The organism is Spirosoma knui (genome assembly GCF_054780635.1).
Map to the genome: position 1 here is coordinate 65,639 of NZ_BAAGVY010000008.1, position 24,306 is coordinate 89,944.

General features: G+C 52.8%; 25 protein-coding genes. 9 read left to right on the top strand and 16 right to left on the bottom strand.

The features are described 5' to 3' along the window. Nucleotides 1-65 precede the first annotated feature (65 nt). Nucleotides 66-668 (top strand): DUF4254 domain-containing protein, encoded by a 603-nt coding sequence (locus ACYVIY_RS17015; protein WP_460977578.1) that lies wholly within the window; start codon nucleotides 66-68, stop codon nucleotides 666-668. Between the two features lie 15 nt (nucleotides 669-683). Further along, nucleotides 684-1,739 (top strand): glycosyltransferase family 9 protein, encoded by a 1,056-nt coding sequence (locus tag ACYVIY_RS17020; protein ID WP_460977579.1) that lies wholly within the window; start codon nucleotides 684-686, stop codon nucleotides 1,737-1,739. A gap of 10 nt (nucleotides 1,740-1,749) precedes the next feature. Here ACYVIY_RS17020 and ACYVIY_RS17025 read toward each other — a convergent pair whose 3' ends face one another. From ACYVIY_RS17025 to ACYVIY_RS17045, 5 genes are all read right to left on the bottom strand, one after another. Further along, entirely contained in the window at nucleotides 1,750-2,745 is a 996-nt protein-coding gene (locus ACYVIY_RS17025; protein WP_460977580.1) for a glycosyltransferase family 9 protein, read from the bottom strand. 48 nt (nucleotides 2,746-2,793) lie between these two features. Then, nucleotides 2,794-3,876 carry a DUF4249 domain-containing protein gene (locus tag ACYVIY_RS17030; RefSeq protein WP_460977581.1) on the bottom strand — a complete coding sequence of 361 codons (1,083 nt, stop codon included), beginning with the start codon at nucleotides 3,874-3,876 and terminating at the stop codon, nucleotides 2,794-2,796. A gap of 5 nt (nucleotides 3,877-3,881) precedes the next feature. Next, nucleotides 3,882-4,940 carry a DUF4249 domain-containing protein gene (locus ACYVIY_RS17035; RefSeq protein ID WP_460977582.1) on the bottom strand — a complete coding sequence of 353 codons (1,059 nt, stop codon included), beginning with the start codon at nucleotides 4,938-4,940 and terminating at the stop codon, nucleotides 3,882-3,884. A 2-nt stretch (nucleotides 4,941-4,942) separates the two neighbouring features. Then, nucleotides 4,943-7,354 (bottom strand): TonB-dependent receptor, encoded by a 2,412-nt coding sequence (locus ACYVIY_RS17040; protein ID WP_460977583.1) that lies wholly within the window; start codon nucleotides 7,352-7,354, stop codon nucleotides 4,943-4,945. A 167-nt stretch (nucleotides 7,355-7,521) separates the two neighbouring features. Beyond that, nucleotides 7,522-9,231, bottom strand: a complete 1,710-nt coding sequence (locus ACYVIY_RS17045) for a helix-hairpin-helix domain-containing protein (RefSeq protein ID WP_460977584.1) — start codon at nucleotides 9,229-9,231, stop codon at nucleotides 7,522-7,524. Between the two features lie 101 nt (nucleotides 9,232-9,332). On the opposite strand from ACYVIY_RS17045, the gene ACYVIY_RS17050 reads away from it, so the two are divergent. Further along, complete coding sequence (locus ACYVIY_RS17050) at nucleotides 9,333-9,854, top strand: DUF2306 domain-containing protein (RefSeq protein ID WP_460977585.1); 522 nt, start codon at nucleotides 9,333-9,335, stop codon at nucleotides 9,852-9,854. Nucleotides 9,855-9,981: 127 nt separating this feature from the next. On the opposite strand, the gene ACYVIY_RS17055 is transcribed toward ACYVIY_RS17050, so the two are convergent. The 4 genes from ACYVIY_RS17055 to ACYVIY_RS17070 all read right to left on the bottom strand — a co-directional run bounded on the left by ACYVIY_RS17055 (nucleotide 9,982) and on the right by ACYVIY_RS17070 (nucleotide 12,340). Next, the gene (locus ACYVIY_RS17055; protein WP_460977586.1) at nucleotides 9,982-10,965 is read right to left on the bottom strand and encodes an aldo/keto reductase; all 984 of its coding nucleotides are present in this window, start codon (nucleotides 10,963-10,965) and stop codon (nucleotides 9,982-9,984) included. Nucleotides 10,966-11,114: 149 nt separating this feature from the next. Next, a complete protein-coding gene (locus tag ACYVIY_RS17060; RefSeq protein WP_460977587.1) occupies nucleotides 11,115-11,591 on the bottom strand; it encodes a nuclear transport factor 2 family protein in 477 nt (158 codons plus the stop codon). 88 nt (nucleotides 11,592-11,679) lie between these two features. Next, the gene (locus ACYVIY_RS17065; RefSeq protein WP_460977588.1) at nucleotides 11,680-12,177 is read right to left on the bottom strand and encodes a nuclear transport factor 2 family protein; all 498 of its coding nucleotides are present in this window, start codon (nucleotides 12,175-12,177) and stop codon (nucleotides 11,680-11,682) included. 13 nt (nucleotides 12,178-12,190) lie between these two features. Further along, a complete protein-coding gene (locus ACYVIY_RS17070) occupies nucleotides 12,191-12,340 on the bottom strand; it encodes a hypothetical protein (RefSeq protein WP_460977589.1) in 150 nt (49 codons plus the stop codon). Between the two features lie 147 nt (nucleotides 12,341-12,487). On the opposite strand from ACYVIY_RS17070, the gene ACYVIY_RS17075 reads away from it, so the two are divergent. Continuing rightward, a complete protein-coding gene (locus ACYVIY_RS17075) occupies nucleotides 12,488-13,405 on the top strand; it encodes a helix-turn-helix domain-containing protein (RefSeq protein WP_460977590.1) in 918 nt (305 codons plus the stop codon). 53 nt (nucleotides 13,406-13,458) lie between these two features. Then, entirely contained in the window at nucleotides 13,459-13,908 is a 450-nt protein-coding gene (locus ACYVIY_RS17080) for a putative quinol monooxygenase (protein WP_460977591.1), read from the top strand. A gap of 131 nt (nucleotides 13,909-14,039) precedes the next feature. Here the strand turns inward: ACYVIY_RS17080 and ACYVIY_RS17085 are convergent, their stop codons facing one another. Then, nucleotides 14,040-16,292, bottom strand: a complete 2,253-nt coding sequence (locus tag ACYVIY_RS17085) for a xanthine dehydrogenase family protein molybdopterin-binding subunit (RefSeq protein ID WP_460977592.1) — start codon at nucleotides 16,290-16,292, stop codon at nucleotides 14,040-14,042. A gap of 30 nt (nucleotides 16,293-16,322) precedes the next feature. Next, nucleotides 16,323-16,778: a (2Fe-2S)-binding protein gene (locus ACYVIY_RS17090; protein WP_460977593.1), complete on the bottom strand. Its 456-nt coding sequence runs from the start codon at nucleotides 16,776-16,778 to the stop codon at nucleotides 16,323-16,325. A 487-nt stretch (nucleotides 16,779-17,265) separates the two neighbouring features. Between ACYVIY_RS17090 and ACYVIY_RS17095 the strand changes: the two genes are divergently transcribed. Both ACYVIY_RS17095 and ACYVIY_RS17100 read left to right on the top strand, forming a co-directional pair. Further along, a complete protein-coding gene (locus ACYVIY_RS17095; protein WP_460977594.1) occupies nucleotides 17,266-17,826 on the top strand; it encodes a DUF2306 domain-containing protein in 561 nt (186 codons plus the stop codon). Between the two features lie 72 nt (nucleotides 17,827-17,898). Next, on the top strand, nucleotides 17,899-18,198 hold the full coding sequence (locus ACYVIY_RS17100) for a 2TM domain-containing protein (RefSeq protein ID WP_460977595.1): 300 nt from the start codon (nucleotides 17,899-17,901) through the stop codon (nucleotides 18,196-18,198). 68 nt (nucleotides 18,199-18,266) lie between these two features. On the opposite strand, the gene ACYVIY_RS17105 is transcribed toward ACYVIY_RS17100, so the two are convergent. Continuing rightward, a complete protein-coding gene (locus tag ACYVIY_RS17105) occupies nucleotides 18,267-19,061 on the bottom strand; it encodes a thymidylate synthase (RefSeq protein ID WP_460977596.1) in 795 nt (264 codons plus the stop codon). A gap of 94 nt (nucleotides 19,062-19,155) precedes the next feature. Further along, nucleotides 19,156-19,614 carry an OsmC family protein gene (locus ACYVIY_RS17110; RefSeq protein ID WP_460977597.1) on the bottom strand — a complete coding sequence of 153 codons (459 nt, stop codon included), beginning with the start codon at nucleotides 19,612-19,614 and terminating at the stop codon, nucleotides 19,156-19,158. 58 nt (nucleotides 19,615-19,672) lie between these two features. Between ACYVIY_RS17110 and ACYVIY_RS17115 the strand changes: the two genes are divergently transcribed. Next, nucleotides 19,673-20,026: a hypothetical protein gene (locus ACYVIY_RS17115; protein WP_460977598.1), complete on the top strand. Its 354-nt coding sequence runs from the start codon at nucleotides 19,673-19,675 to the stop codon at nucleotides 20,024-20,026. Nucleotides 20,027-20,084: 58 nt separating this feature from the next. Here the strand turns inward: ACYVIY_RS17115 and mtgA are convergent, their stop codons facing one another. The 3 genes from mtgA to ACYVIY_RS17130 all read right to left on the bottom strand — a co-directional run bounded on the left by mtgA (nucleotide 20,085) and on the right by ACYVIY_RS17130 (nucleotide 22,633). After that, entirely contained in the window at nucleotides 20,085-20,912 is an 828-nt protein-coding gene (gene mtgA / locus ACYVIY_RS17120; RefSeq protein WP_460977599.1) for a monofunctional biosynthetic peptidoglycan transglycosylase, read from the bottom strand. Between the two features lie 110 nt (nucleotides 20,913-21,022). Next, a complete protein-coding gene (gene hemW, locus ACYVIY_RS17125) occupies nucleotides 21,023-22,144 on the bottom strand; it encodes a radical SAM family heme chaperone HemW (protein WP_460977600.1) in 1,122 nt (373 codons plus the stop codon). A 36-nt stretch (nucleotides 22,145-22,180) separates the two neighbouring features. Continuing rightward, nucleotides 22,181-22,633, bottom strand: coding sequence for a GNAT family N-acetyltransferase (locus tag ACYVIY_RS17130; RefSeq protein ID WP_460977601.1), 453 nt, complete (start codon nucleotides 22,631-22,633; stop codon nucleotides 22,181-22,183). A gap of 51 nt (nucleotides 22,634-22,684) precedes the next feature. Here ACYVIY_RS17130 and ACYVIY_RS17135 point away from each other — a divergent pair, with 51 nt between their 5' ends. Next, nucleotides 22,685-24,061 (top strand): hypothetical protein, encoded by a 1,377-nt coding sequence (locus ACYVIY_RS17135; RefSeq protein WP_460977602.1) that lies wholly within the window; start codon nucleotides 22,685-22,687, stop codon nucleotides 24,059-24,061. The last annotated feature ends 245 nt before the right edge of the window (nucleotides 24,062-24,306 follow it).

Genomic DNA, 24,306 nt, shown 5'->3' on the forward strand with positions numbered 1-24,306 from the left:
GTTCAACGTGACCGAATTACCGCTACTTGGCCAAAACGCGTATCTTTGCGGTTGATCTACTGCTTATGAACGCCCTCTTCGCCAACGAACTCTTTCGCCAGAGTATTCACGACTACCACCGCACCGACCACGTTGATACGCCCATAAAAAATCCGTATGCCCCCGACGACATCGCCTTTCTGCTGTATCAAAAGAACTGGATCGATACGGTACAATGGCATCTGGAAGACATTATCCGCAGCCCGACCATCCAGCCGGGTGAGCTGGTTGCTATCAAGCGCCGAATCGACCAGTCCAACCAGGACCGCACGGATACCGTCGAACGCATCGACTCGTATTTTGACGAACTATTCCGGGGCATTACGCCGAAACCGGGGGCTCGCATGAACTCGGAAACACCCGCCTGGCTCCTCGACCGTATGTCGATTCTACAACTGAAGCTGTACCACTTCCGTGAACAAACCGAACGGCCCGAGGTATCCGCTGACCATCGCCGGAATGCCCAGCAAAAACTTCTTGTTCTCCAGGAACAGGAACAGGATCTGGCCCGCTGCTTCGACGAACTGCTCGAAGACATCCGCAATGGCAGCCGGTATATGAAAGTCTACCGCCAGATGAAGATGTACAATGATCCAACGCTCAACCCGGTTCTGTACGGGCAAGCCTAGACGATCGTCCATCCATTGAGCAAACGTCTTCTTTTACTGCGCTTTTCGGCCATGGGCGACGTCGCCCTGCTGGCCCCGGTCGTGCAAGCCTTTACCCAGCGTTATCCCGACGTACCGGTTACGGTGGTTACACGGGCAAAGTTCGCCGTTTTTTTTGAGCCTTTTCCCAATGTTCATATCGTCGGAGCCGACTTCGAGGGGTATCATAAGGGGTTGCCGGGTCTGGTCCGGCTGTTTACCGAGCTTCGTCAGCACGGGCCGTTTTCGGTGGTTGTCGACGCACACCAGAATCTGAGGTCTGCCATCATAAAAACCTTATTTCGGCTAATCGGCGTTACGTCCGTTACGATTGACAAAGGCCGGGCCGAGAAGAAAGCCCTGACGCGTAAAGATCATAAGATCCGAAAACCGCTTCTGCACAGTGTTGAGCGGTACGCCCGTGCGTTCGAAGAAGCCGGGTTCAGTATCAAGCCCGCTCGTCCTTTTCAGTTCCCCCCGTTTTCATCGGCCGAGGACGAGGTGCGGGCGTTTCTGGAACGTCACTCGATCCAGCCCGATTCATCCTGGCTGGGTATTGCCCCGTTTGCGCAGCACGTGCAGAAGATGTGGCCTTTTGAGCGATTCGCCCCGCTGCTCGACCAGCTGGTTCAGCGTCGGCCGCTCACGATTTTCCTGTTTGGTGGGGGTGCGGCAGAAATTGCGCAGCTGGAGACGTTACGTCAGCGATTTCCCCAGGCGATTCTGGTAGCTGGTCAGCTTTCGCTTATGGCCGAACTAGCGCTTATCCGTCGGCTGAGTGGGATGCTGTGCATGGATTCAAGCAATATGCACATGGCCGCCTTAAGTGGCGTACCCGTTTTATCGATATGGGGATCTACCCACCCCGACGCGGGATTCGGTCCCTGGGGACAGGGGAACGAGGCCATTCTACAAATTTCGCCGGACGAACTTACCTGCCGCCCCTGTTCCGTATTTGGCAGCAAGCCCTGCTGGCGGGGTGATCTGGCGTGCCTGCACTGGATTACCGTTGAAACGGTAGCTGAACGCGTCGACAGACTGTTGTCTACGTAGTACCTGGCCTTTACTCGAAGTTTTTCTTTTTCCGCAACTCCTTGATCTCAAAGTCGAACGAGAGGTCGTTCATGCAGCGAAAATGCTTCATGGGACAGTTGTTGAACCCGCTCGGTGAACAGGGTCGGCAGGCTAGTCCCTGTTTTTCCAGTCGAACGTAGGGCGTTTTATACGGATAATTGCCTAGCTGGGGCGTCGTACTGCCCCAGATTGAGTACACTTTCTTGCCAAATGCCGCGGCAATATGCATCAGGCCCGTATCGTGGCAGAACACCACCCGCGCGCGCTGAATCAACGATGCGGACTGATTGATATTGAACTGCCCACAGGCGTTGTACACGTATCGGCTGCCCAGGACCTGTACCACCGCTTCGCCCTGCGGCCGGTCGGCTTTGTCGCCCAGCAACACAACGGGATGGTTGATTTTGCGGCATAGCTCAATGATTCGTCGGACGGGCAATCGCTTGGTCAGGTGCTGGCCGCCAATGGCGTAGGCGACAAAATCATGCTGGTGGGTGGGCGGCAGCCAGTCGGTTTCCACCTGATCTTTATAGGGGATAAAGTAATCCAGTCCTTTTTCGTCGTTCTTTATTCCGAGTTCGTGGAGTGTGGCCATGTACCGGTCCACAACGTGCTGGGTAGGCATGGCGTTGATTTTCCAGCGCACATAAAGCCACCGGCGGAGCGAAAGCGTTTCTACGCTGAATGATCGAACGCCGAGTGCAGCCTTAATCAGACCCGTCAGCCAGGTGTTTTGCAGATCAATAACGTAATCGAACTGCTCGGCCCGCAGCTGGCGAATCAGTTGATACAGGTTTCCGTTCAGGTAATGGCACTTGTCGATGTAGGGGTTGTAAGCAACCAGCGGCTGGTAATCCTGCCCCGTGCAGAAATGCACCTCGGTCTGGGCAAGCTGCTGCTTCACACACCGAACGACAGGCGTAGTCAGCACGATGTCGCCGATGGACGCAAACCGTAGGATCAGGAGTTTAGTGGAAGCTGCCATACATCTTTTTTGCAAAATTATTTCATTTAGTACGGCCCGCCAAACCGTTTAATAGACCCACCATCGGGGTTTGATCGGGGTTCGGTACTGGCTGTTCTCGCAAGGCACACAGGCCGACGGCTGGGGGACCGATACAGGCATCGTTACGTCGGGCGTTCCCTGACCGCCACTCCGGTCAACGTAGACCGACTGCTCCGATATGCCCGTTGCGCCAAAATACCCGTAAACCGCTTCATCGGGATTACTGACGCACCGCATGTTGCCCTGCACCGGGGTCGGAGCCGCATCGAACAAACCGCCCGTGTTGTTAACCAACTGACGGACGCTCTTCCAGAAAGCATACGCGCCTTTGCTGATCGCCTGCTGCTGTACTTCCAGATAATACCGGGATGTCGACGTATAGGGCACCTGCGTAATGAGCTGACGGCTAATGGCCTGCCCGTTGATGTTTACATCCGAATTGACGCTGATGCAGTTGTAGCAGCGGGTAATATCCCAGCACTCGGAGCAGCAGTTGCGGCCGCTTACCGAACCATCACGCGCCTGAATAACCTGGCAAACATCAATGAATTCGTAGTGAGTCCAGACCCAGCGGTAATAATTGCCGGTGGTTTCGGGGTCTTTCGTGTCCAGCAATACGTCCCAGCTCTGTTTGCGCGTCACCCGGTTTGGAACCACTTCATTCCGGTACTCGGTATACAGCTTCGTGATAGGGGGAGCCGCTGTTAAGACTTCGGTATCAGATTCGTAGCGTACACCGGCTTTGGTTTGAATGGTCAGCTTGTAGCTACGCCCCGCTATGCCCCGAATACCCGTTGCCGAACTGGTGTAGATCCCACCCGCCCCTAGCTCACGCAGGATCTCGCGGTTACCCAGGTTGTCTTCGATGGTGACCAGGGCACCCGTTTCGAGCAGGTTGAGGCTGCGGATGGAGTAGTTGGCCGTGCGGGTCAGTTTGACCGTATAGGGACCGGGCTGGTCGGTGATCTGGCCTTCTACCACTAAGGCCGGTGGCAGGCTGAGCGTATCGGGCTGGTACTCCGTTACGCAGCCAATGAGACCCGCTAACACGATCCAAACGACTGACACTCGTTTACTGATATTCCCGAAAAATGATTGACCAGATTTCATATAGATTAATCGTTCCACCAGCGCGGTTTAGTCGAAGTTCGATACAGACTGTTTTCGCAGGTGAAGCAAGGGGTTAACGGAGGAATGATTACCGGAGGGTCAAGGTCGGGCGTTCCTACGCCCTCACTCCGATCAACGTATAGATACTGTTCCGATATGCCTGTCGCGCCAAAATAGCCGAACACCCGTTCCTCCGGATTACTCACGCACCGCATATTTCCCTGTACGGACGACGGGGCGGCATCGAACAGACCGCCCGTGTTATTGACCAATTGGCGAACACTTTTCCAGAAAGCATACGCTCCTTTGCTCAGAGCCTGTTGCTGCACTTCCAGGTAATATGGATTCGATGACGTATAGGGAACCTTTGTAATCAGCTGCCGACTGATGGCCTGCCCGTTGATGTTTACATCCGAGTTAACACTGATGCAGTTGTAGCAGCGATTGATATTCCAGCAGGGGGTGCAGCAGGGCTTACCGATGATGGTCCCATCGCTCTGTTCGGTTTGCTGACAGATCGCTGCAAAGTTGTAATGGGTCCAAATCCAGCGGTAATAATTGCCGGTGGTTTCGGGGTCTTTCGTGTCCAGCAATACGTCCCAGCTTTGTTTGCGCGTCACTCGGTTTGGAACGGCTTCGTTATGATACTCGGTATATAGCTTCGTGATAGGGGGAGCCGCCGTTAAGACTTCGGTATCGGATTCGTAGCGTACACCGGCTTTGGTTTGAATGGTCAGCTTGTAGCTGCGGCCCGCTATGCCCCGGATGCCCGTTGCCGAACTGGTGTAGATCCCACCTGCGCCTAGCTCGCGCAGGATCTCGCGGTTACCCAGGTTGTCTTCGATGGTGACCAGGGCGCCCGTTTCGAGCAGGTTGAGGCTGCGGATGGAGTAGTTGGCCGTGCGGGTCAGTTTGACTGTATAAGGACCGGGCTGGTCGGTGATCTGGCCCTCTACGATCAACGAAGGGGCTATGCTAAGCGCATCGGGCTGGTACTCTGTCACACAGGACAGCACCAGAACCAGATTCGCCAAAGCATAAAAGACCAATCGCAGCCGACGCATAGTTAAAACTTGAAGTTATAGGTCAGCGACGGGAAAACGGTACCAAAGATCGACAGCTTATAGGCATCGTTCATGGCTCGGTTGTTCAGTCGGTAGAAAACCGAATACGCATTTTTGCGGGCGTACACGTTATACACGGAGAAGACCCAGCTGCTCTGGTTCCGCTTTTTCTTGGCTGGATTCTGCTCGAACAACATCGAGAAATCGAGCCGGTGATAATCAGGAATACGCTGCTGATTCCGATCGATATAAATCGGTACGTAAACGCCGTTTATCAGGGCCCGGGCGTAGGGTTGCGTGATCGGCCGACCCGTGCTGTAGGTGAAATTTAAGGACAGGCTGAACCAGGCCAGAGGCCGATAGGTAGCCAATACGTTCAGGGTGTGGGGTTTGTCGTAATTGGCGGGGTAGGCACGGCCGTTATTCACTCGTTCTTCGGCATAGGGGCTATTCATGGTCAGGAACGTACGCGCGTAGGTATAGCTGACAAAACCGGTCCAGCGCCCTTTGTTCTTACGTAACAATCCCTCCAGCCCATACGCCTGACCGTTTCCCTGCACGATCTGCGTCTCTACAGCTTCGGCCAGTTGCAGTTCTGCTCCGTCGCGGTAGTCAATGGCGTTGGTGATCGATTTATAATAAACTTCGCCCGAAATCTCTAAGGCATTATCCTGGGTGTTCCGGAAATACCCGATGGACCACTGATCGGCAATTTGCGGTTTGGTGTACGTATCGCTCAGGTGCCAGCGCGAGGTGGGTAAAGCGGCCGTGGTGTTGGTCACCTGCTGAATGTACTGACGCAGTCGGCTGTATCCGGCCTTAATGGCTTTCCCCTCCCCGACCGACCAGCGAATGGCCAGACGAGGCTCTATCCCACCGGCTGTATTGTAAATCTTGCCCGATCCGTACGGCTGAATCGAGGCCACGGTTTCATCCTGTTGGGGTCCCCCTTCCTGGTACCTCCGCACATTAGCGGGTCCCCGGTTGAGTAAAGCCGAGTACCGAAGCCCGGCCAGCACCGATACGTTTGTATTTACGTTCCACTCGTCCTGTACGTAGGCGGCTAGTTCGTACGCCCGTTCGCGGGCCAGATCAATCGGCAGGACGTTCGAGGCTGGCCCCGGAATCCGTGAGTTGGGCTGAATGTCGTAGTCGATGGCGCTAATTCCGGCCTGCCACTGGTGCCTGTCGTTCGGCGTGTACGTTACGTCGGACTTGATCTGCCGGTGCCACACACCCGATTTCAACTGGAAAGCATTGGCCGAATCCGGAGCTGACAGATCCGCCTGGTACCGACTCAGGATCAGCGCAGTTGCTACGTTCACCTGCCGGTTGACGAAGTAATTCCAGCGGGCAACACCGTTCAGGGTCTGGTACGCAAATCGGGTAGACGATGCGTTGATTTCCTGGCCCGACAGCGAATCAGAGGCTAACTTGAACACATCGGTGCTCATGTAGCCTGTAAACGTGAATGTATGCTGCTCGCTGGGCTGGTATTTCAGCTTAGTGGTCAGGTCGTAAAAATTGGCTTTGGTATCCCGCAGACCGGGCGGAGTTAGTTTGAACAAAAAGTCGTTGAACGAAGCGCGCGCAGCCGCCAGAAATGAAAGCTTATTTCGGATAATCGGCCCTTCGACACCGAGTCGGCTCGAAATAATACCGATGCCGCCATTGATACCCCACTTTTCGGCATCGGGCTCTTTGATTTTTACGTCCAGCACCGACGAAGCCCGCCCGCCGTATGCCGCTGCTACCCCACCCCGGTTTAAGGTTACGTCGCGGACCACGTCGGGATTGAAAACCGAGAAAAAGCCCATCAGGTGGCTGGAATTAAACACGGGCGCGTCGTCGAATAAGATCAGGTTCTGATCGGTACTCCCCCCTCGTACGTTGAAGCCCGGTGCGCCTTCGCCAACGGTGGTCACGCCCGGCAGCAGCAACAAACTCCGGACAACGTCGACTTCTCCCATCAACGGCGGGATTCGCCGGATGCTGCGGATCGAGAGTTGTGATACGCCCATTTCGACTTTGCGCACGTTCCGGTCGGGGGCTTCGCTGGTGACAACCACCTCCTCCAGGTCTTTGGAATCGTCTTCCATCCGAATTTCCCGAAACAGCAATTTTTGCAAGGATATTGTATCCTGAACCGGCCGGTAGCCGACGTGCGTAAACCGGAGTATATAGTTACCCGGCGCTAAGGTCACAATGTAAAAGCCATCTTTTGCCGTTACGTAGCCTTTGGAGACGTTCAGAACAACGATATTGACGCCCTGAATTGGTTTACCCGTTTTTGCATCACGTACGTAGCCGGAGGTCGAAAACACGGTGCGTGATTTGTCCGGACCGTCTTTCGATTGTGCGTTTACTTTACCGAGAAAGCACGGCAACAGAGCCAGTAAAAAGAGGAATCGCATACAAAGGTTTAGGAATCACAAAGGCAATAGAAAGTGGGGTACCGGGTCGCGTTGGTCTGCCTGGAGTATAAAGGCAGACCAACGTTAATTTACTGACAGTTTACTAAATTATAATACGCTCTTAATCTGGCACTACGTATCATTCGCGGCCCGACCGGAGGCAGGAATCAGCGCTGCATACGCTTGTTCTGCCGACGCTGTTGCAGATACGCGTCCATCTCCGTCAGCGAAAGTGCGTTAAAGGTCATGCTCTTTGTCAAGCCCCCTTTGCGGCCGATGGCCACTCCGTAGTGCATATCCAGTAAGCCCGCCAAGTCATGGGCGTCCGGGTTAATACTTAGCATAACCCCCTGTTCCATCGCATAGTCGATCCAGCGCCAGTCGATGTCGAGCCGGTAGGGGCTGGCGTTAATTTCGATAACGACCTGATGTTCAGCGCAGGCGTCGATAACGGCCCGGTGGTCAATCGGGTAGCCTTCGCGGGCTAACAGCAGGCGGCCGGTCGGATGCCCCAGGATGGTCGTATAGGGGTTTTCAATAGCGCGGAGTAAGCGGGTTGTCGCTTTTTCCAGCGACATCGTCAGCGTCTGGTGAACCGAAGCCACTACGTAGTCGAACGTGGCGAGTATGGCCTCGTCGTAGTCCAGCGAACCATCGCTTAGAATATCCGATTCAATGCCTTTGAAGATGCGGAATTCTGGCCCGAAAGTCGCGTTGAGCGCATCGATCTCGACCTGCTGCTGTTGCACCCGGTCAACGTCCAGACCGTTGGCATAGGTGGCCGTTTTCGAATGATCGGCGATCCCAAAATACGTCAGTCCCAGCGTCCGGCAGTAAGCCGCCATGTCGGCCACCGACTGCTTGCCATCCGACCAGGTGCTATGGTTATGGAGCGTTCCCCGCAGGTCGTCCCAGGTAACCAGCTCGTCGTTCCGGTGACGACTGGCCCACCGAAAAGCGAAATCATCCTCGCGCATTTCGGGCACAATGTACGGCAAGCCAGCCCGTTGGTAGATCGCTTCTTCGGCAACGTCGGGGCTTGTGTATGCAGCCTGCAGCAACGTAACACCCGAAGCACCCGCCTGCTGCAGGTGCGGCTCATCAGCCGTCTGAATGAACAGCTGACGGTCCAGTTCCTGAGCCGGAAACAGCAGCAGTTCAACCCCGACATCGAAGCCGTTCAACTGTCCCCGCCAGGCGAACGGCGACGATGCGACCTCGTTCTGTTCCAGGTTCGGCATACCGTTCAGGGTCAGCATAGCCGACAAGGGGTCACTGGTCTGAATCAGGAGTTGCACCGTATCGACTTCCTGCGCTTTTCGCCGAACCTGTCCGCTGATCTCCACGCGGTCGAAATGAGGGGTCAACTCGTCGTGTAACAGGTTGGCGATCATAGCCGCCTTATCCATACGCACTTTGCCCTGCTGCTCCTGCAGGAACTCCAGCGCGGCCAGTATTTTCTCCTGCGTGTTCGCACCAAACCCTTTAATCTTGGCAATCTGACCCGATTCACAGGCCATCTGCAAATCCCGCAGGTTATCGATACCAGCCTCGTGCCAGATGGTGCGAATTTTTTTCACACCCAACCCTTTGATCCGAAACATATCCATGACGCCCTGCGGAGTCTGCGCCAGCAACTCATCAAGCTCGGAGAGGTGACCTGTTTCGGCAATTTCGCGGATTTTCTGGGCAACGGATTTGCCGACGCCCTGTAGCTTGACCAACTCCTCCACGGGCAGATTGGCCAGGTCGGCGGTCGATTTATCCAGGTTGAAAGCGGCTGTCTGGAAACTTCGGGTGCGGAAGGCATCCCGGTCGTGGAGTTCCAGTAACCGGCCGGTCAGTTCGAGCAGGTCAACGATTTCGGAATTGGTCATCTATACGTAGTGGTTTACTCCGCAAATTAGCCAATTGGTCGGACTTCGCAGGTCAAACAAAGGCAAATCCACTAGTTTTAGGCCATACATTCATTTCCGCTATGTTCGTTACGTTCCTACACTCGCCTACCGGTTTTATTCATGTAAGTGCAGCCTTAATTGCCTTACTAGTTGGCACCCTGACCTTCTACACACCTAAAGGCTCGCTACAGCACAAGCGAATCGGCTATATCTACGTAGCGGCTATGGTAACCGTTAATGCAACGGCCTTTCTGATCTACGATCTATACGGCAAGTTTGGACCTTTTCACGGAGCGGCTGTCTGGAGTAGTGTCAGCATTCTGGCCGGTATGGTTCCCGTTTTAGCCAAGCGGCCAGGCAACGGCAAATGGCTGCATATGCACTATGCGTTTATGAATTGGTCGGTCGTTGGATTGTATGCCGCTTTTTGGGCCGAAACGCTGGTTCGTTTTTTTCCGATGAGGTATTTCTGGCCGGTGGTGTTATTGGCCACGCTCGGCACCGTTCTCATCGGCGGTATACTCATCAAGCGCCACAAGGCCCGTTTTCTGGCCAGGTACCAGCCCACGACTGAACGTATCGCTCCGCCCCTTACTGCATAAACGCAAGAAAACTAAAACCCGGTTGACCTTCACGAACGGAGGGTCAACCGGGTTTATGAAGTAATTCGTCAGGTAGTTGAATTACAACTTATGGCTCATCAGGCTAACAGGGGTGAACGCTGCCAACCTAGCGATCAATCATTTTTTGCGCCTGTTCAGAGTAGCGCGCTCCCAGCACATCAATTGCCGAAACGGCTTCTGTAATCGCCGTGAGGTCATCCCCGCTCAGCGTTATCTCAGTTGCACCAAGATTTTCGTCCAGGCGGTGCAATTTGGTTGTACCCGGAATCGGAACAATCCAGGGCTTTTGGGCTAACAGCCACGCCAGAGCGATTTGGGCGGACGTAGCATTGCGTTCACCTGCCATCCTGCCCAGTAAATCCACTAACGCCTGGTTGGCTTGTCGGTTTTCCCCCGAGAAACGGGGAACCGTATTTCGAAAATCAGTTTTGTCAAAGGTCGTGTTCGCGTCGATTTTGCCGGTCAGAAATCCTTTTCCCAGCGGACTAAACGGCACAAAGCCAATACCCAGTTCGTCCAGGACGGGTAAAATCTGCTCTTCAGGCTCGCGCCACCACAGCGAGTATTCGCTTTGCAGGGCCGTAACCGGCTGCACGGCATGCGCCCGCCGAATGGTCTCAACTCCGGCTTCCGATAAGCCAAAGTGCTTTACTTTGCCTTCCTGAATCAGATCGCGGACCGTACCGGCTACGTCCTCAATCGGTACGTTCGGGTCGACGCGGTGTTGGTAGAACAGGTCGATTACGTCGGTTTTGAGTCGTTTCAGCGACGCTTCGGCAACGGCGCGTATGTTCTCGGGACGGCTATCCACGCCCAAAGCGGGTTTACCTTCTTTGAACCCAAATTTTGTGGCAATCACTACGTCCCTGCGGAATGGTGCCACGGCTTCGCCTAGTAGTTCTTCGTTGGTGAACGGCCCGTAAGCCTCCGCTGAATCAAAGAACGTAACACCCCGTTCGAAAGCAGCCCGAATCAAGGTAACGGCGTCTTCTTTAGCCATTGCGTCTCCATACCCAAAGCTAATGCCCATACAACCCAAACCCAGAGCTGATACTTCCAGGCGGCTTTTACCTACTGTTCTTGTTTTCATGAGCGTTGATTTATTTTTTAGTAAGTCAATGGAAAGCAGCTACTGCCTGGTGTTCGCTTCGGCTTCTTTTTCCTGTTAGATACGGCCTAACTATCAAAACTAAAGCATGCAGTTTCTGGCTGTAGTAGTGCCCTAAACGCGTTACCGGATCAGTGCTTAATAACGTGAGTGTCGCGTACACTGCTGAAGGTCAGGGCTAACAATTTCCAGGTATTCGCCTGCTTTTTATAAACTTCGGTAACCGTGAACTCCGTCTTTGCCTCATTGCCCCGGACCAGGGCTTCCAGCGTTATTCGACTCCAGATGATGGCCGTGTCCTCAAAAAGCTCCACCGCCGTATCGTGCACATCCGCTTTCCGGTACCAGATGCTGCCAGTTTTGATAATGTCGAGCTCTTCGTCCTTTTTCCAGGTGCCACTCATGTGAACAAACTTTGACTCGTCATCAAAAAGTTGACTCAGCTTTTCGACATTCTTGTCGGCCATCCACTGCCATTTTTGCTTCGAGAGCGTAACGATTTCCTGTTGGGTACTGCTGGCCCTAGTCGTACCTGCTTTTGGGGACTGAGCGAAGGAGGCCTGCATACTCGTTAGCAGCAAACAAAGGCCCATAAGTAATGCTTTCATTGAGCGGATTGATTAAATGAACGGGTTAATAACGGGTCTGTTTGTTTTGGATAGGATTACAAGCCGAGGACGAAGGGTAACAACGAGGCTACTTTTTGACGGGCCTCATCAGCCTGGAAAATGAAAGTTGCCCCAGCGTCCATTTACCGTTTTGATTGACAAATACCTCCGTCACCATAAATGGATTTGTAACTTCATTACCACCTACCACAGCTACCAGATCAATATCGCTCAGGAGAATGGCCGTACTGCCAATCCTGTTGAAGGTAGTAGAATGAACATTGGCTTTCTTGTACCAGATGTTGCCACTTTTAATCACCTCTATTTCCTGGCTCTTGCCCCAGCTACCACCCATGTGGACAAACATCGATTTCTCGTCAAATAAGGCAGCCAGCTTGTCCACATTCTTATCGGCCATCCATTGCCACTTTTGGCCTGAAAGCGTTATTACTTCCTGTTCGGCATTGGTTGCCGAAGAACTCGCCTGGGCAGCGGCTGACAGGGTGCCCAAACCAAAGAAACATAAGCCGAGAATGAATACGTTCACGCTGTCCTTCAATGGGTTGTACTGATTTTTTGAATTCATTTGTTCCTTGAGTTTAAGTGCTAGGTTTGTGCGTTTCCGGCCAAGTGGCCATAGCCGGGTTCCGTTGGTCGAAGAATAGGTTGCCCACGGCTCCTTTGCTGCCGTACAAGCCGCCGTATCGATCAATCGATAGCCCGTTTCGATGGTATCGGGTACACTTCATTCGACAGGACAAAGGTCATGGTTTCCTGTTCCCGGAATGGTATACAGATTACAGATATGTCTACCAATATTACTGACCAAGGTAAGCTAGTCTGGTGAAGGGTGAATAAAGCGCTAATTTTGACTGGAGATAGACCCCAATAGCGCTATGGACACCCTGCGACGGTTTGAGACAGTAAGCGATTACAACGCCTTCAACAAGAACGAAACGCGCCACCCACTGGTGAGCGTTGTTGACTTATCTAAAGCAGACCCAAGACAAGCCTCCAACATGTATTTCGGGTTTTATACCATTTTTCTGAAAGAAGTAAAATGCGGTGATCTGCGGTATGGTCGACAAACGTATGACTACCAGGAAGGAACGCTGGTATTCATTGGTCCCGGGCAGGTCGTCAGCGTTGATAGCACCGGAGAAACGTATCAACCTAAAGGCTATGCGGTAGTCTTTCACCCGGATCTGATTCACGGAACTCCCCTTGGGCGACATATGCAGGACTACTCATTTTTCGGCTATGAATCCAACGAAGCCTTGCATTTATCCGAACGCGAACGAAAGATTGTGTTGGATTGCTTCTCGAAAATTGACTATGAATTGGAACATGCCGTTGATAAACACAGTAAGCGATTGATTGTCTCTAACATCGAGCTTTTACTGAATTACTGCGTCCGCTTTTACGACCGCCAGTTTATCACTCGTGATACCGTTCACCAGGGCGTTATCGAACGGTTCGAGACGTTGTTGAACGAATATTATCAGACCGATAAACCACAGACGCTTGGTTTGCCTTCGGTAGCGTACTGTGCCAGCGAAATGAACTTATCAGCCAACTATTTTGGCGATCTGGTAAAGAAAGAAACCGGTAAGACGGCGCAGGAGTTTATTCAGATGAAGGTGATGGACGTGGCTAAAGAACAGATCTTTGACCCTGGCAAATCTGTTAGCCAGATAGCCTATGACCTGGGTTTTAAATACCCCCAGCATTTTATCCGGTTGTTTAAACAGCGCGTCGGCCAATCACCCAACGAATACCGCCGAACCACCATTGCAGATGCCAGCTCCAACTAAGCGGTACGCTGGTGCGCAGATTATTCAACTTCATTACGTCATAAATGCCTGACATGACCGAAAAACGCAGCCTATTGACTCAGAATGAAATGCTGACCACTGCTCGTGGCAACGGTTTTCGGCCAGGGCGATTTCTGGCGGTTATCCTGCTGATTGGTCTATTGACGGGTCCTGCTTTTAGCCAATCCAGAACGCAGATGGTACGTATCGCCAGAATCGTAGTTGACCCGGCGCAGCTCGAACCCTACAAAGCGGCCCTCAAAGAAGAAATTGAAGCGTCGGTACGTCTTGAGCCCGGTGTGCTGACCTTATACGCTACGTCGGAGACAGATAATCCTACCCACATCACGATTCTAGAAATCTACGCTGATTCCAGTGCGTATAAAGCGCACATCCAGACGCCCCATTTTCTCAAGTACAAAACCGGTACCCAAAAGATGGTAAAGTCACTGGAACTGATTGACACGGTTCCGCTTATTCCCTCAATGAAGATTAAAGAGTAAGAATTCGTGCTTATTACCACCTGGGAAATTCAAAGTTCAGGTGAAGCGTAGCCGGTTTATACGCGCCCGTAAACACAGCGCGCCGGAATCGATCAGATCGGTTCCGGCGCTGTACGTATTGGCACCCCGTTCTAAATCCCCTTGTCCAGCTCGGGCTTGAAAGGCTGGTTGTAAAAACGCCTGCCCTTGTTTTTGTACAAGGCATTGGCCACGGCCCCAAACACCGGCGGGAAGGGCGGTTCGCCTAAACCGGTTGGGTCGATGTCGTTTTCGACGAAATGAACCTCGATTTGTTTGGGAGCCTCGTTATGACGAATCATTCGGTAGTTGTGGAAATTGCTTTGCTCGGTAGCTCCGTTTTTATGGGTCAATGCCCCGTAGAACGCATTGCCGATACCATCGACCACGGCACCCTGCACCATGTTGGTTGCCGATTCGGGGTTCACCACAATTCCGCAGTCCATCGCGCTGAATACGCGTTCCACGTAAGGCTCGCCATCGCGGGTAACCATATCTACTACGTGGGCTGCGTAGGAGTTATGGCAGAAATAAGCCGCTACGCCCCGGTTGTATTTCTCATTACCGGTCTTGTTCCAGCCCGATTTATCACGTACCAGCGTCAAAACACCCGCGTAGCGATCAGCATCGTACTCGTTGTTTTTGCCGACTGGGTTTTCTTTAGCCCGTTTCAACAGCTCAAGTCTAAATTCGATGGGATCTTTACCCATAGCCTCGGCCACTTCATCCAGAAAGGATTGTTCGGCGGCTGCGTTGAAGTTGGAGCGCGGAGCCCGGAAGGCACCAATGGTTATGTTGGACGGAATCTCCCAACCTTCGGCCAGGTAATTATCTACGGCACCGGCCGGGAACCGGTTAGCATGAATAGGATGCTCCGGAATACCCCCGCCTTTCACATGGAAAGCGATCAGGTTTTTGTCGGCATCCAAGGCGGCCCGATACGTCGCCGTGTACATAGGGCGGTAGATGCCATAGGTCATGTCATCTTCGCGGGTGTAGATCAGCTTAACGGGCGCTTTGACCTGTCTGGAGATCAGGGCCGCTTCGGAGAGATAATGGCCATACGCCCGGCGACCAAACCCGCCCCCCATACGCGTCATCTGAATTTCAATTTTATCGGCCGGAAGATTCAGCAGTTTCGACAGCGTCGGTTCAACCCAGCCCGGTGCCTGCAAAGGACCTGCCAACACCGCTTTTTCGGACGTAACGTGAGCGAAAAAATTCATCGGCTCCATGCAGTTGTGCGCCAGAAACGGGGCGTTGTAAGTGCGTTCGATGATCTGGGCCGCCTGTTTAAACGCTGTTTCGGGGTCGCCGTCCTTACGCAGTTGCTGAGCCGGTTTACTGGCCAACTCCTGCATTTTTTCAAGTTGAGCCGAGGTACTTTCCAGCCGTCCCGGCACAGTCACCTCCCGTTTTCCACCCCGGCCGCTCATTGTTTCGTTCACATCACCGGCTGGCTCCCACTGGGCTATCAGCTTTTTACGGGCATTCATGACCTCCCAGGTCGTTTTACCGACCACAACCAGCAGATCGTTGAACGTACGGGTATCGAAACCGGCCTGCTCGAAGCCATCTTCGTACAATTTCAGTCTGAACACGTCCTTTATACCCGGCATTTTGAGAGTCTGCGACGCATTGAACGACTTTAGTTTCATACCAAAGGCGGGCGGATGCTGAATCATGGCAATCAACATGCCGTCGGCGCGGTAGTCCAGCCCGAAGAGGGGTTTGCCGGTCACAACCTTGAGCCCTTCCACATTCTTCTTGGCGCTTCTGACAATGGTGAAGTCTTTAGGCGATTTTAGTTTTACCTCTTTCGGCACCGCCAGCGTAGCGGCTTTACTGGCCATTTCGCCGTAGGTCGCCGATTTTCCGCTCGAATGGCGCAGGACACCCGCTTGGGTCGTCACGTCACCGACGGGCACGTTCCAGGCTTGGGCGGCTGCTTCGCACAGCATCTGGCGGGCAGCGGCTCCGGCTTCGCGGAGGGGTTTCCAATACATTCGAACCGAATTACTGCCACCCGTAAACTGCGGTCCCAGTTTCGCGTTGTCGTGCGGCCCCATCTCAACGACTACGTTCTTCCAGTCGGCATCCAGTTCTTCGGCTACCATCATCGGCAGCGAGGTCATTACGTTCTGCCCAAACTCCGGGTTCGGGCACATAAGTTTGATCACATTGTCGGGTGTGATCTGAATATAGCCGGTCAGTTGGGCCCACTGCTCCGGCAGGTTTAGAGCCTCTGATTTATCGGCGGCTTTCAGGTTCGACAGCCAGCTCACGCTGAGCAGCATGCCCCCACCCGAAAGCAGTGAGGTCTTTAAGAAGGAACGCCTGTTATAGGTTGTTCGGCTTGTTTTCATGATCAAGGTTCTGGAGTTAACAACAGGGTTTTACTTCCTGGCAGCTGATTTGATGGCGTCTTTGATGCGCAGGTACGTACCACAGCGGCAGATGTTGCCACTCATGGCCGCATCAATATCAGCATCGGTTGGGTTAGGATTAGTTTTCAGCAGGGAAGCCGCGCTCATGATCTGCCCGGACTGACAATAGCCACACTGGGCTACGTCGTGTTCCAGCCAGGCTTTCTGAACCGGGTGATCGCCCTTCGCCGATAAGCCTTCAATCGTTGTAATGGCCTGCTTTCCAATGGCGGAAACGGGCAGCTGACAGGAACGTACCGCCGTTCCGTCCAGATGAACCGTGCAGGCTCCGCACTGTGCAATCCCGCATCCGTATTTGGTACCCTGTAGGTCGAGATGGTCGCGGAGTACCCAAAGCATCGGCGTCGCTGGATCGACGTCTACCCGGCTGATTTTACCGTTGATTTTTAAGTTGAAAGTTGCCACACGTATCGGGTTTAATTTATTACGTTTATCTGAACGGGACGGTTCGCTAAAGCCAGCGAAACTAAATTCTATCTACAACTGCTAGTGCTGAATCCGGTAACGCAAGAAAGACAAATGTCTCGTTTGATCGGATTACGTAGGGTATACAAATTACGGATATTGCTACCATTTTTACTGACTCATGAGATCAGCCCTAGTCTTATCTGTTGTAAAGACGCCTATGGCTATTTTATAACGTAACTCACTAGCCTTTAATTACTTGTCTACTATCATATACGTAACGGTAACTTTCATCAACGTTGATTTTTTGGCCAACCGTACTATTGGCAACGCCCGGCACCGTTGGCATCGGCGGTATTGAGTGGTTACCCATTTTTGCGGTAATCCTCGGCTGGAACGTAACACTTTTGCGAACAATGAGTAGTTAGTATACGCGGGACTGGCAAGACAACCCAAAGTAAGCCAGTTTACCGGCGCGGATACGTGTATGGCGACTATAGTGCATTCCTGGGTTAGCGTTATTCATCTGACAGCCGCGCTAACGGCTATGTTCACCGGAACGTTTATCCTCTTCGCGAAGAAAGGTACCCCGGTTCACCGGCAGATGGGCCGCGTTTACGTTGCGGCAATGGTGATTTTACTTGCCACGGCCTTTCAGATTTATTACTTATTCGGGCGATTTGGAGTCATTCACTGGGGCGCCGTGGGCAGCGTTGGAGCGCTGCTGGTGGGTGTCGGGGCAATACTCGTACGGTCAGCAATTCGCTCCTGGCTCCAGTGGCATTACCTTGGCATGGGCGCTTCGGTAACTGGTCTGTATGCCGCCTTTGTCGTTGAAAGTACGTACCGTTTCTTTCCGCCCGCTTATTTCTGGTGGGTAACGCTGGGAGCGGCCAACCTTGTTTTCGTCATGGGAGGGTGGCTTCTTTACCGCTATTATCCACGCTGGGCTGCCGACACAATCACGCCAACCGCCCATTCGGCATTTCGTCGCGTCAGGCAGGCTGTTAGCCCCCCCAACGGCGTGGTTCATCAGAAAGTGATTTGATCAGGCTAGTTATCCGCTGACCTTTCGACAGAATTAATCAATAACCAGCCCTAATTAATACCCTGATCAGCCATGGACTCTAAACACGACCCTATCCTTTGGAAACAAGCAAAAGCCCGCGTTGGCTTTCGGATGCATCTTCGCTCCTATCTGATTATTAACGCCGGACTCTGGCTCATCTGGGCCGTTATCAACTTTTCGATTCACGACTCAACGAATCACGGTTTCCTGTTTCCCTGGCCTATTTTCTCTACAATCGGCTGGGGTATCGGGCTCCTCTCCCACTATTTTGCGGTTTACCACCGGGGCAATAAAAAGTCGATGATCGAACAGGAATACCAGAAGCTGGTTGATCGTCAATCGACGTTATAAGCCCAGCAAACCGGATCAGGGACTAGCATTACGTTCGGCCCCGATCCGATTTACAGAATGGTACGGTTTTATACGGCCACCGGCGCTTTGATGGCCGGATACGGATTATAATTTTCCAGCGTAAAATCGTCGTACGTAAAGTCGAAGATTGATTGCACGGCCGGCTTCAGTCGCATTGTTGGTAACGGGCGTGGCTCACGGGAAAGCTGCGTTTCGACCTGTTCCAGGTGATTCAGATACAGGTGCGTGTCGCCCCCGGTCCAGATGAATTCGTGCGCTTCGTAGCCACATTCCTGCGCAATCATCATGGTCAGCAACGCATATGACGCGATATTAAACGGCACGCCTAAAAAAACGTCGGCACTGCGCTGATACAACTGACAGGATAATTTCCCATCGGCTACGTAGAACTGCATCAGCAGGTGGCAGGGAGGCAGGGCCATGCTGGGTACATCGGCTGGGTTCCAGGCCGACACGATCATCCGGCGGGAGTCCGGATTTTTCTTTAACTGGTTCAGGACATCCTGCAACTGATCAATGACACGACCATCGGGGGCCGCCCAGCTTCGCCACTGTTTTCCGTAGACGGGCCCCAGATCGCCATTCTCGTCGGCCCACTCATCCCAGATGCTGACGCCGTTGTCTTTTAAATACTTAATGTTGGTGTCGCCCTTGATAAACCAGAGCAGTTCATGAATGATAGATCGGGTATGAACTTTCTTGGTAGTCAGCAACGGAAAGCCTTCCTGCAAATTGAACCGCATCTGGTAACCGAATACACTGATGGTACCCGTGCCGGTACGGTCAGTTTTGCGAGTCCCCTGATCAAGAATATGGCGGAGTAAGTCGTGATATTGGCGCATACGACAAAGAAACGAAAAAGGTGGCTTCCATGGAAGCCACCTTTTTCGTTTTCCAGGGTAGATTCGTTTGACGGGTCTGAAGAACTCCTGTCGTCTAGTTAATCTCGAATGAATACGTAATCTCAGCCGACGGCCGGAACTGAGCGGTCGCCGAGCAGTATTTGTCCATCGATAAATCAATGGCCCGCTGAACCTTCTCGGCATTCAGTTCGCCTTTCAGCAGGTACGTAATATGTACTTTCTTGAACGGGGCTGGGGTCGCTCCTTTTTCGCGCAGGCCATCCACTTTTAACCGAAAGTCATCGATACGTTGCTTTTGCTTGTTCAGAATCAGGATCACATCAATAGCCGAGCAGCCCGCCAGGCCCATGAGCAACATTTCCATCGGCCGGGCACCCGCATTGTGTCCGCCAATATCGGTGGCGGCATCAATGTGCTGCGCTACTCCCGACAGACCGACAGCTTCAAAGTGAAATGCATCGTCTACACGAGCGAGTTCTACCTGCATGGTATTAAATTCTGTAGTAGTGTCAACCGGTTGTGAATCAAGCATAATCTTTTTTGCGTTTATACCTAAGAGTTCGTAGTTTCACTAACCAAACCAATGTACCATGTCCGAAAAATTCACTGATGACCTCTTCGATCTTAAAAACGACCGACGGCTGAGCGTGTATCTCTACCGGGCAGGCTTTGGTGCGTGGCTGCTGTACATCGTGTCGGGTGCCCGATTCATGCAGTCGGTTAGCATGTATCGAACAGATTTTGGGGTGTTCTCGTTCTTTCTGATGGTCATGGGCCTGTCGGCCTCTATGATTTATGATTATCATCACCACCCCGTCGAATTTGCGCAGAAAAAGAAGTGGCTCGCCGTCAGCTACTTAGTATTAGCCGCACTCGTCTACTTTTTTATACTTCACAACGAGCCGATTGCCTTGCCGCAATTGTTCAAACACAGCTTGTTCTAAGCCAGACGCTCACTGAATCGCCTATTTCTGTCTGGTAATTAGCCTTCCGGCACGACCATTACAAATTCCGAATGTAGCGCTGCCCACCCAGGTACCGCATTTGCCGCGAAATTTGCCGGGTCCGGCGTTGAATGTAATTTGAGGGACTTTTGATGGAAAACAATCGGGGATTGGGCAATACCGCAGCAATCCGAGCCGCTTCGTTCCGGGTCAGTGTTGCCGCCGAGTGGCCATAATACCGCTGTGAAGCGGCCTCCACCCCAAACGTCATCGGTCCGGTTTCGGCCACGTTGAGATATACCTCCAGGATGCGTTTTTTGCCCCAGATTAATTCGATAACCGCCGTAAAATACACTTCAAGTCCCTTGCGGATATAGCTGCGCCCGTTCCAGAGAAATACGTTTTTGGCGACCTGCTGCGAAATAGTACTGGCTCCCCTAGGTCGTTTACGGTGCTGATTTTCCTTGATCGCATCCTGAATTTCGTCAAAATCGAACCCCCAGTGCACGGGAAACGCCTGATCCTCAGACGCAACAACTGCCAGTGCGGCTTCTTTACTCAACTGGTCGTAGGCCCGCCATTTCTTATACACACGACCGCTTTCGTCGGTCCCAAACGTATCAATCCAGCGCGAAACGATGAGCGGGGTTACCCACACGGGCACATACTTCAGCACCACCACGTACCCGAGCGAACCGAAGAAAAGCCACAGAAAAGCTTTGACGCAGAACCAGTAGATACGCTCCAGCAGTGGCCGCTCCCGAATGAACCGACGGGCCCGTTGCCAACGTCCTGTTTTTTGCAAGCGCTGCGTAGACGCATGAGCCGCTTTTGGGCGAGGCTGGGGCGCGTTGCGAAACGTATTGGTCGGGCGTTGGGGATTCATAACGGCAAGTCTGTCGTGCGAAAATAGCAGTCACACGATTGGAAACGTGCGCCCGAGGCAGGTTTATTGCGAAAAATTCACCTTTCTTCCGCAACGGGTACGCGCTTACCTTACTCCATAAAAAGCGTTGCGGCCACCCGATCGGCGAAAAGCTTACCCGGCTCCGTCAACAGGAGCCGATCACCTTCCTGAAATAGCCAGCCGGCGCTAATCATACTGGCCAAATCACGAGCCTGTACCGTAGTAAAATCGGCTCCCGCGAGGCTATTCAGTTCGGCCACCGAACAGCCCCACTGGGTACGTAAACCCGTCAGCAAATATTCGTTGACCTGGTCGGCCCTGCTCAGTTCTTCGCTTGTAGCCGGTACGTTTCCCTGCTGAATTTGGGCGATGTAACGCGCATTATTGGCAATATTGTATTGGCGGGAGTGGCCGTTGTAGGAATGCGCACTTGGTCCAATGCCCAAATACGGCCGACGCTGCCAATAGGCGGTGTTATGACGGGCGTACCGTCCGGGCTGGGCAAAATTCGATATTTCGTAATGCTCGTAGCCTGCCGCTCGCAAGGCCTGCGTCAGTTGTTCGAAGTGAGCAGCCGCTAAGGCTTCATCGGCGGGTGGAAGTTTTCCTTTCTGCTGCCAGCGCCCAAAAGCAGTGTCGGGCTCAATGGTTAACGCATAAGCCGACAGATGAGGCACGTTCAAAGCCAATGCTTTTTGCAGATCGGCCTGCCAGAGCGACTCGTCACGGTTGGGTATGCCGTAGATCAGATCAATGCTCAAATTATCAAAGCCCATTTCGCGGGCCAGCTGAACGCAGGCCTCGGCTTCACCCGCCGTGTGCGCCCGGTTCATCCAACGTAACGTAGCCTCGTCAAACGTCTGAATCCCTATACTCAGCCGATTCACGTACTGCCGCAGCATCCTGAGCTTATCCGGCGTCAAATCGTCCGGGTTGGCTTCAAGTGTTATTTCGGCCGACGGCGACACCTGATACTGCGCGTGAATGACCGCAAAAATTTGCGTTAGTTCCGGCTCCGTCAGCAACGAAGGGGTTCCTCCTCCAAAGTAAATCGTTTCCAGCTGGTTAGTGGGCAAATAGGCGTGCTGCAACCGAATCTCGGCACAGAGCGCATTCACCAGTGCTGATTTCTGAGTCAGGTTGGTGCTGAAATGAAAGTCGCAGTAATGACAGGCTTGCTTACAGAAGGGTATGTGAAGGTAAAGATGCATCTCTTTCTATGACAAGAAAGCAGGCCTGCGGGTTCCTCAAAGTATTTTTTCCAGTACGATCATCAGCCCGTGTTTTCCCTGCAACGTACCGATAATGTCGAAGCCCGCGCGCAGGTTCAGGATAAGCATAGAACGCCATTGGTTGTAGGTCTGCGTTCGAACTGTCCGGTACCCCTGCTGCCGACACCAGTCGTGCTGCTGACGCATAAGTTCAGCGGCTATACCATGCCCACGATGAGTTAACCGCACACAACCCAACCAGCTATAGAACTGATCAGGTTGTCGTTCGTAGCCGAGTTTACAGCCAACTACCTGCTGGCCATCGAGGGCCAGAAACGTCGGTACGCTAGTGTGGGCTAGCTGATACGTCAGTTCGGCGAGGGTATCCTCCCGGCTGCGATTGCTGAACACGCTTTGGAGTACTTCCAGGAGCGACGACCGCAGCGGCTCGTCGGGTAGACTATTATACTGTTCATACCGAATATTCATGGGGTAAAAATGACAAAAATCAGCTATGTTGCAGGAACAGTTTCCACAAAAATGACCGACTCGTCCGCTCCACTCCCCGACTCGTCTGCCCAAACACCTACTGATGACCAGATTAAGCTCCGTGAACTGGCCACCCAAAGCTGGAATTTAGAACTGGTGATTTCGGGAGCTGCTCTGTTTGCTACCCTCAGTTTGCCCGAACTTCTCGATAGTGCGCTAACGTACTACCGATACAATCTAATGCCCGATACCGATTACGTGCACGATATGTTGCCTACGCTGGTGTTGGGTTTAAGTAAAGGGGTTTCATACGTTCTGTTTGTGGCCTTCCTGCTTAATTTCGTTATGCGGGCCTTTTGGGTAGGTCTGGTTGGCCTGCTGGCTGTATATCCAGACGGCATTCGCTACGATCAGATTTACAATCTGAGTGAATATGCCCGCCAGCGCTTCGCTCGGGAGATGGGGTCGCTGGAAGACTTTATTATTCGGCTCGACCGGCGCTGCAACGTTATTTTTGCGCTGGCTTTCGCCCTGGCGCTGTTGTTGTTTGGTATTGCAGCTGCATACCTGATTTTTATCGGTATTGGCACCCTATTGCAGGTACTCCTTCCACCTGATACCTATGCAGTTGTACGTACCGCCTTTGGCTGGTTGGTCGGCTGTATGTTTCTGCTGTTTATGCTGGCTGCGTTTATATTAAACCTGCCAAAATTTCGCGACAACCCAGCCCTGGCCCCTATCTCCTTTCGGCTCAGCCAGCCACTTAATTTTCTGGGCCTGCACCGCCCCTTGCTGTACATCACCTACACGTTTTACAGCCAGATTCCCAAGCCCCAGCTACAACGCCGTCTCTATGTCGTTTTTGCGATATTTTTTCTGACCGAGGCCATATTTATAGGCGGTCAAACCTTACAGACTCGGGGCATTACCAGTATACTCGATAGCCGGTCATTTATCAGTCTTCGCGATTCGAGCCGCACGCTCAACGCCAATACTTTCGACAATTTACGCCCGGCAGAGGACTTAATCGACAAAGCTAGTATTCAGGCCGATGTGATTCGGGAACCGTATGTGCGGTTGTTTGTGGGGTACCCTAAGATCTTGGATGCTGAACTGAGCAGGCGGTATAAAGAGCCTACGTGGCCAGATAGTTTATCGCGGAGGGCCCGGCGCGAACGGCGCGCGGCCTGGTATCTGCAAACGTTTCAGCGGTATTTCGGCGTTTACGTGAATGACTCGTTGTATACAGAAGTTGATTTCCTATTCACTCAACGGCCTGATAACGACCAGCGGGGGCTCACCACCGTATTGCTCCCTACCAATCTGAAACCCGGAAAGAACATAATTCGCCTGACGGTGCTGGGCGACACTGGCAAACCCGCCGAAACCTACAGCCTGGTTCCGTTCTGGTACGTGCCCGAAAAATAACCGGTACATACCATCGACGTGCCGCTAGTACTACGTTACGTAGTGATGGTCGGCATCGGGCAGCGTGAATGCTAAAGTTTACTGGTCAGTCGGGGCATTTTTTGCAGCGTTTGCCCTTTTTATACTTCTTGCAACACTTTTTCAGCACGCATTCGCTGCCCAGAAAGGAGTTGGTTTGTAAAACAGCTTTTTCGTGTGCTAACGAGATGACGTGGTCAACGGGAGAAAACTCAGCGTTCATTGTA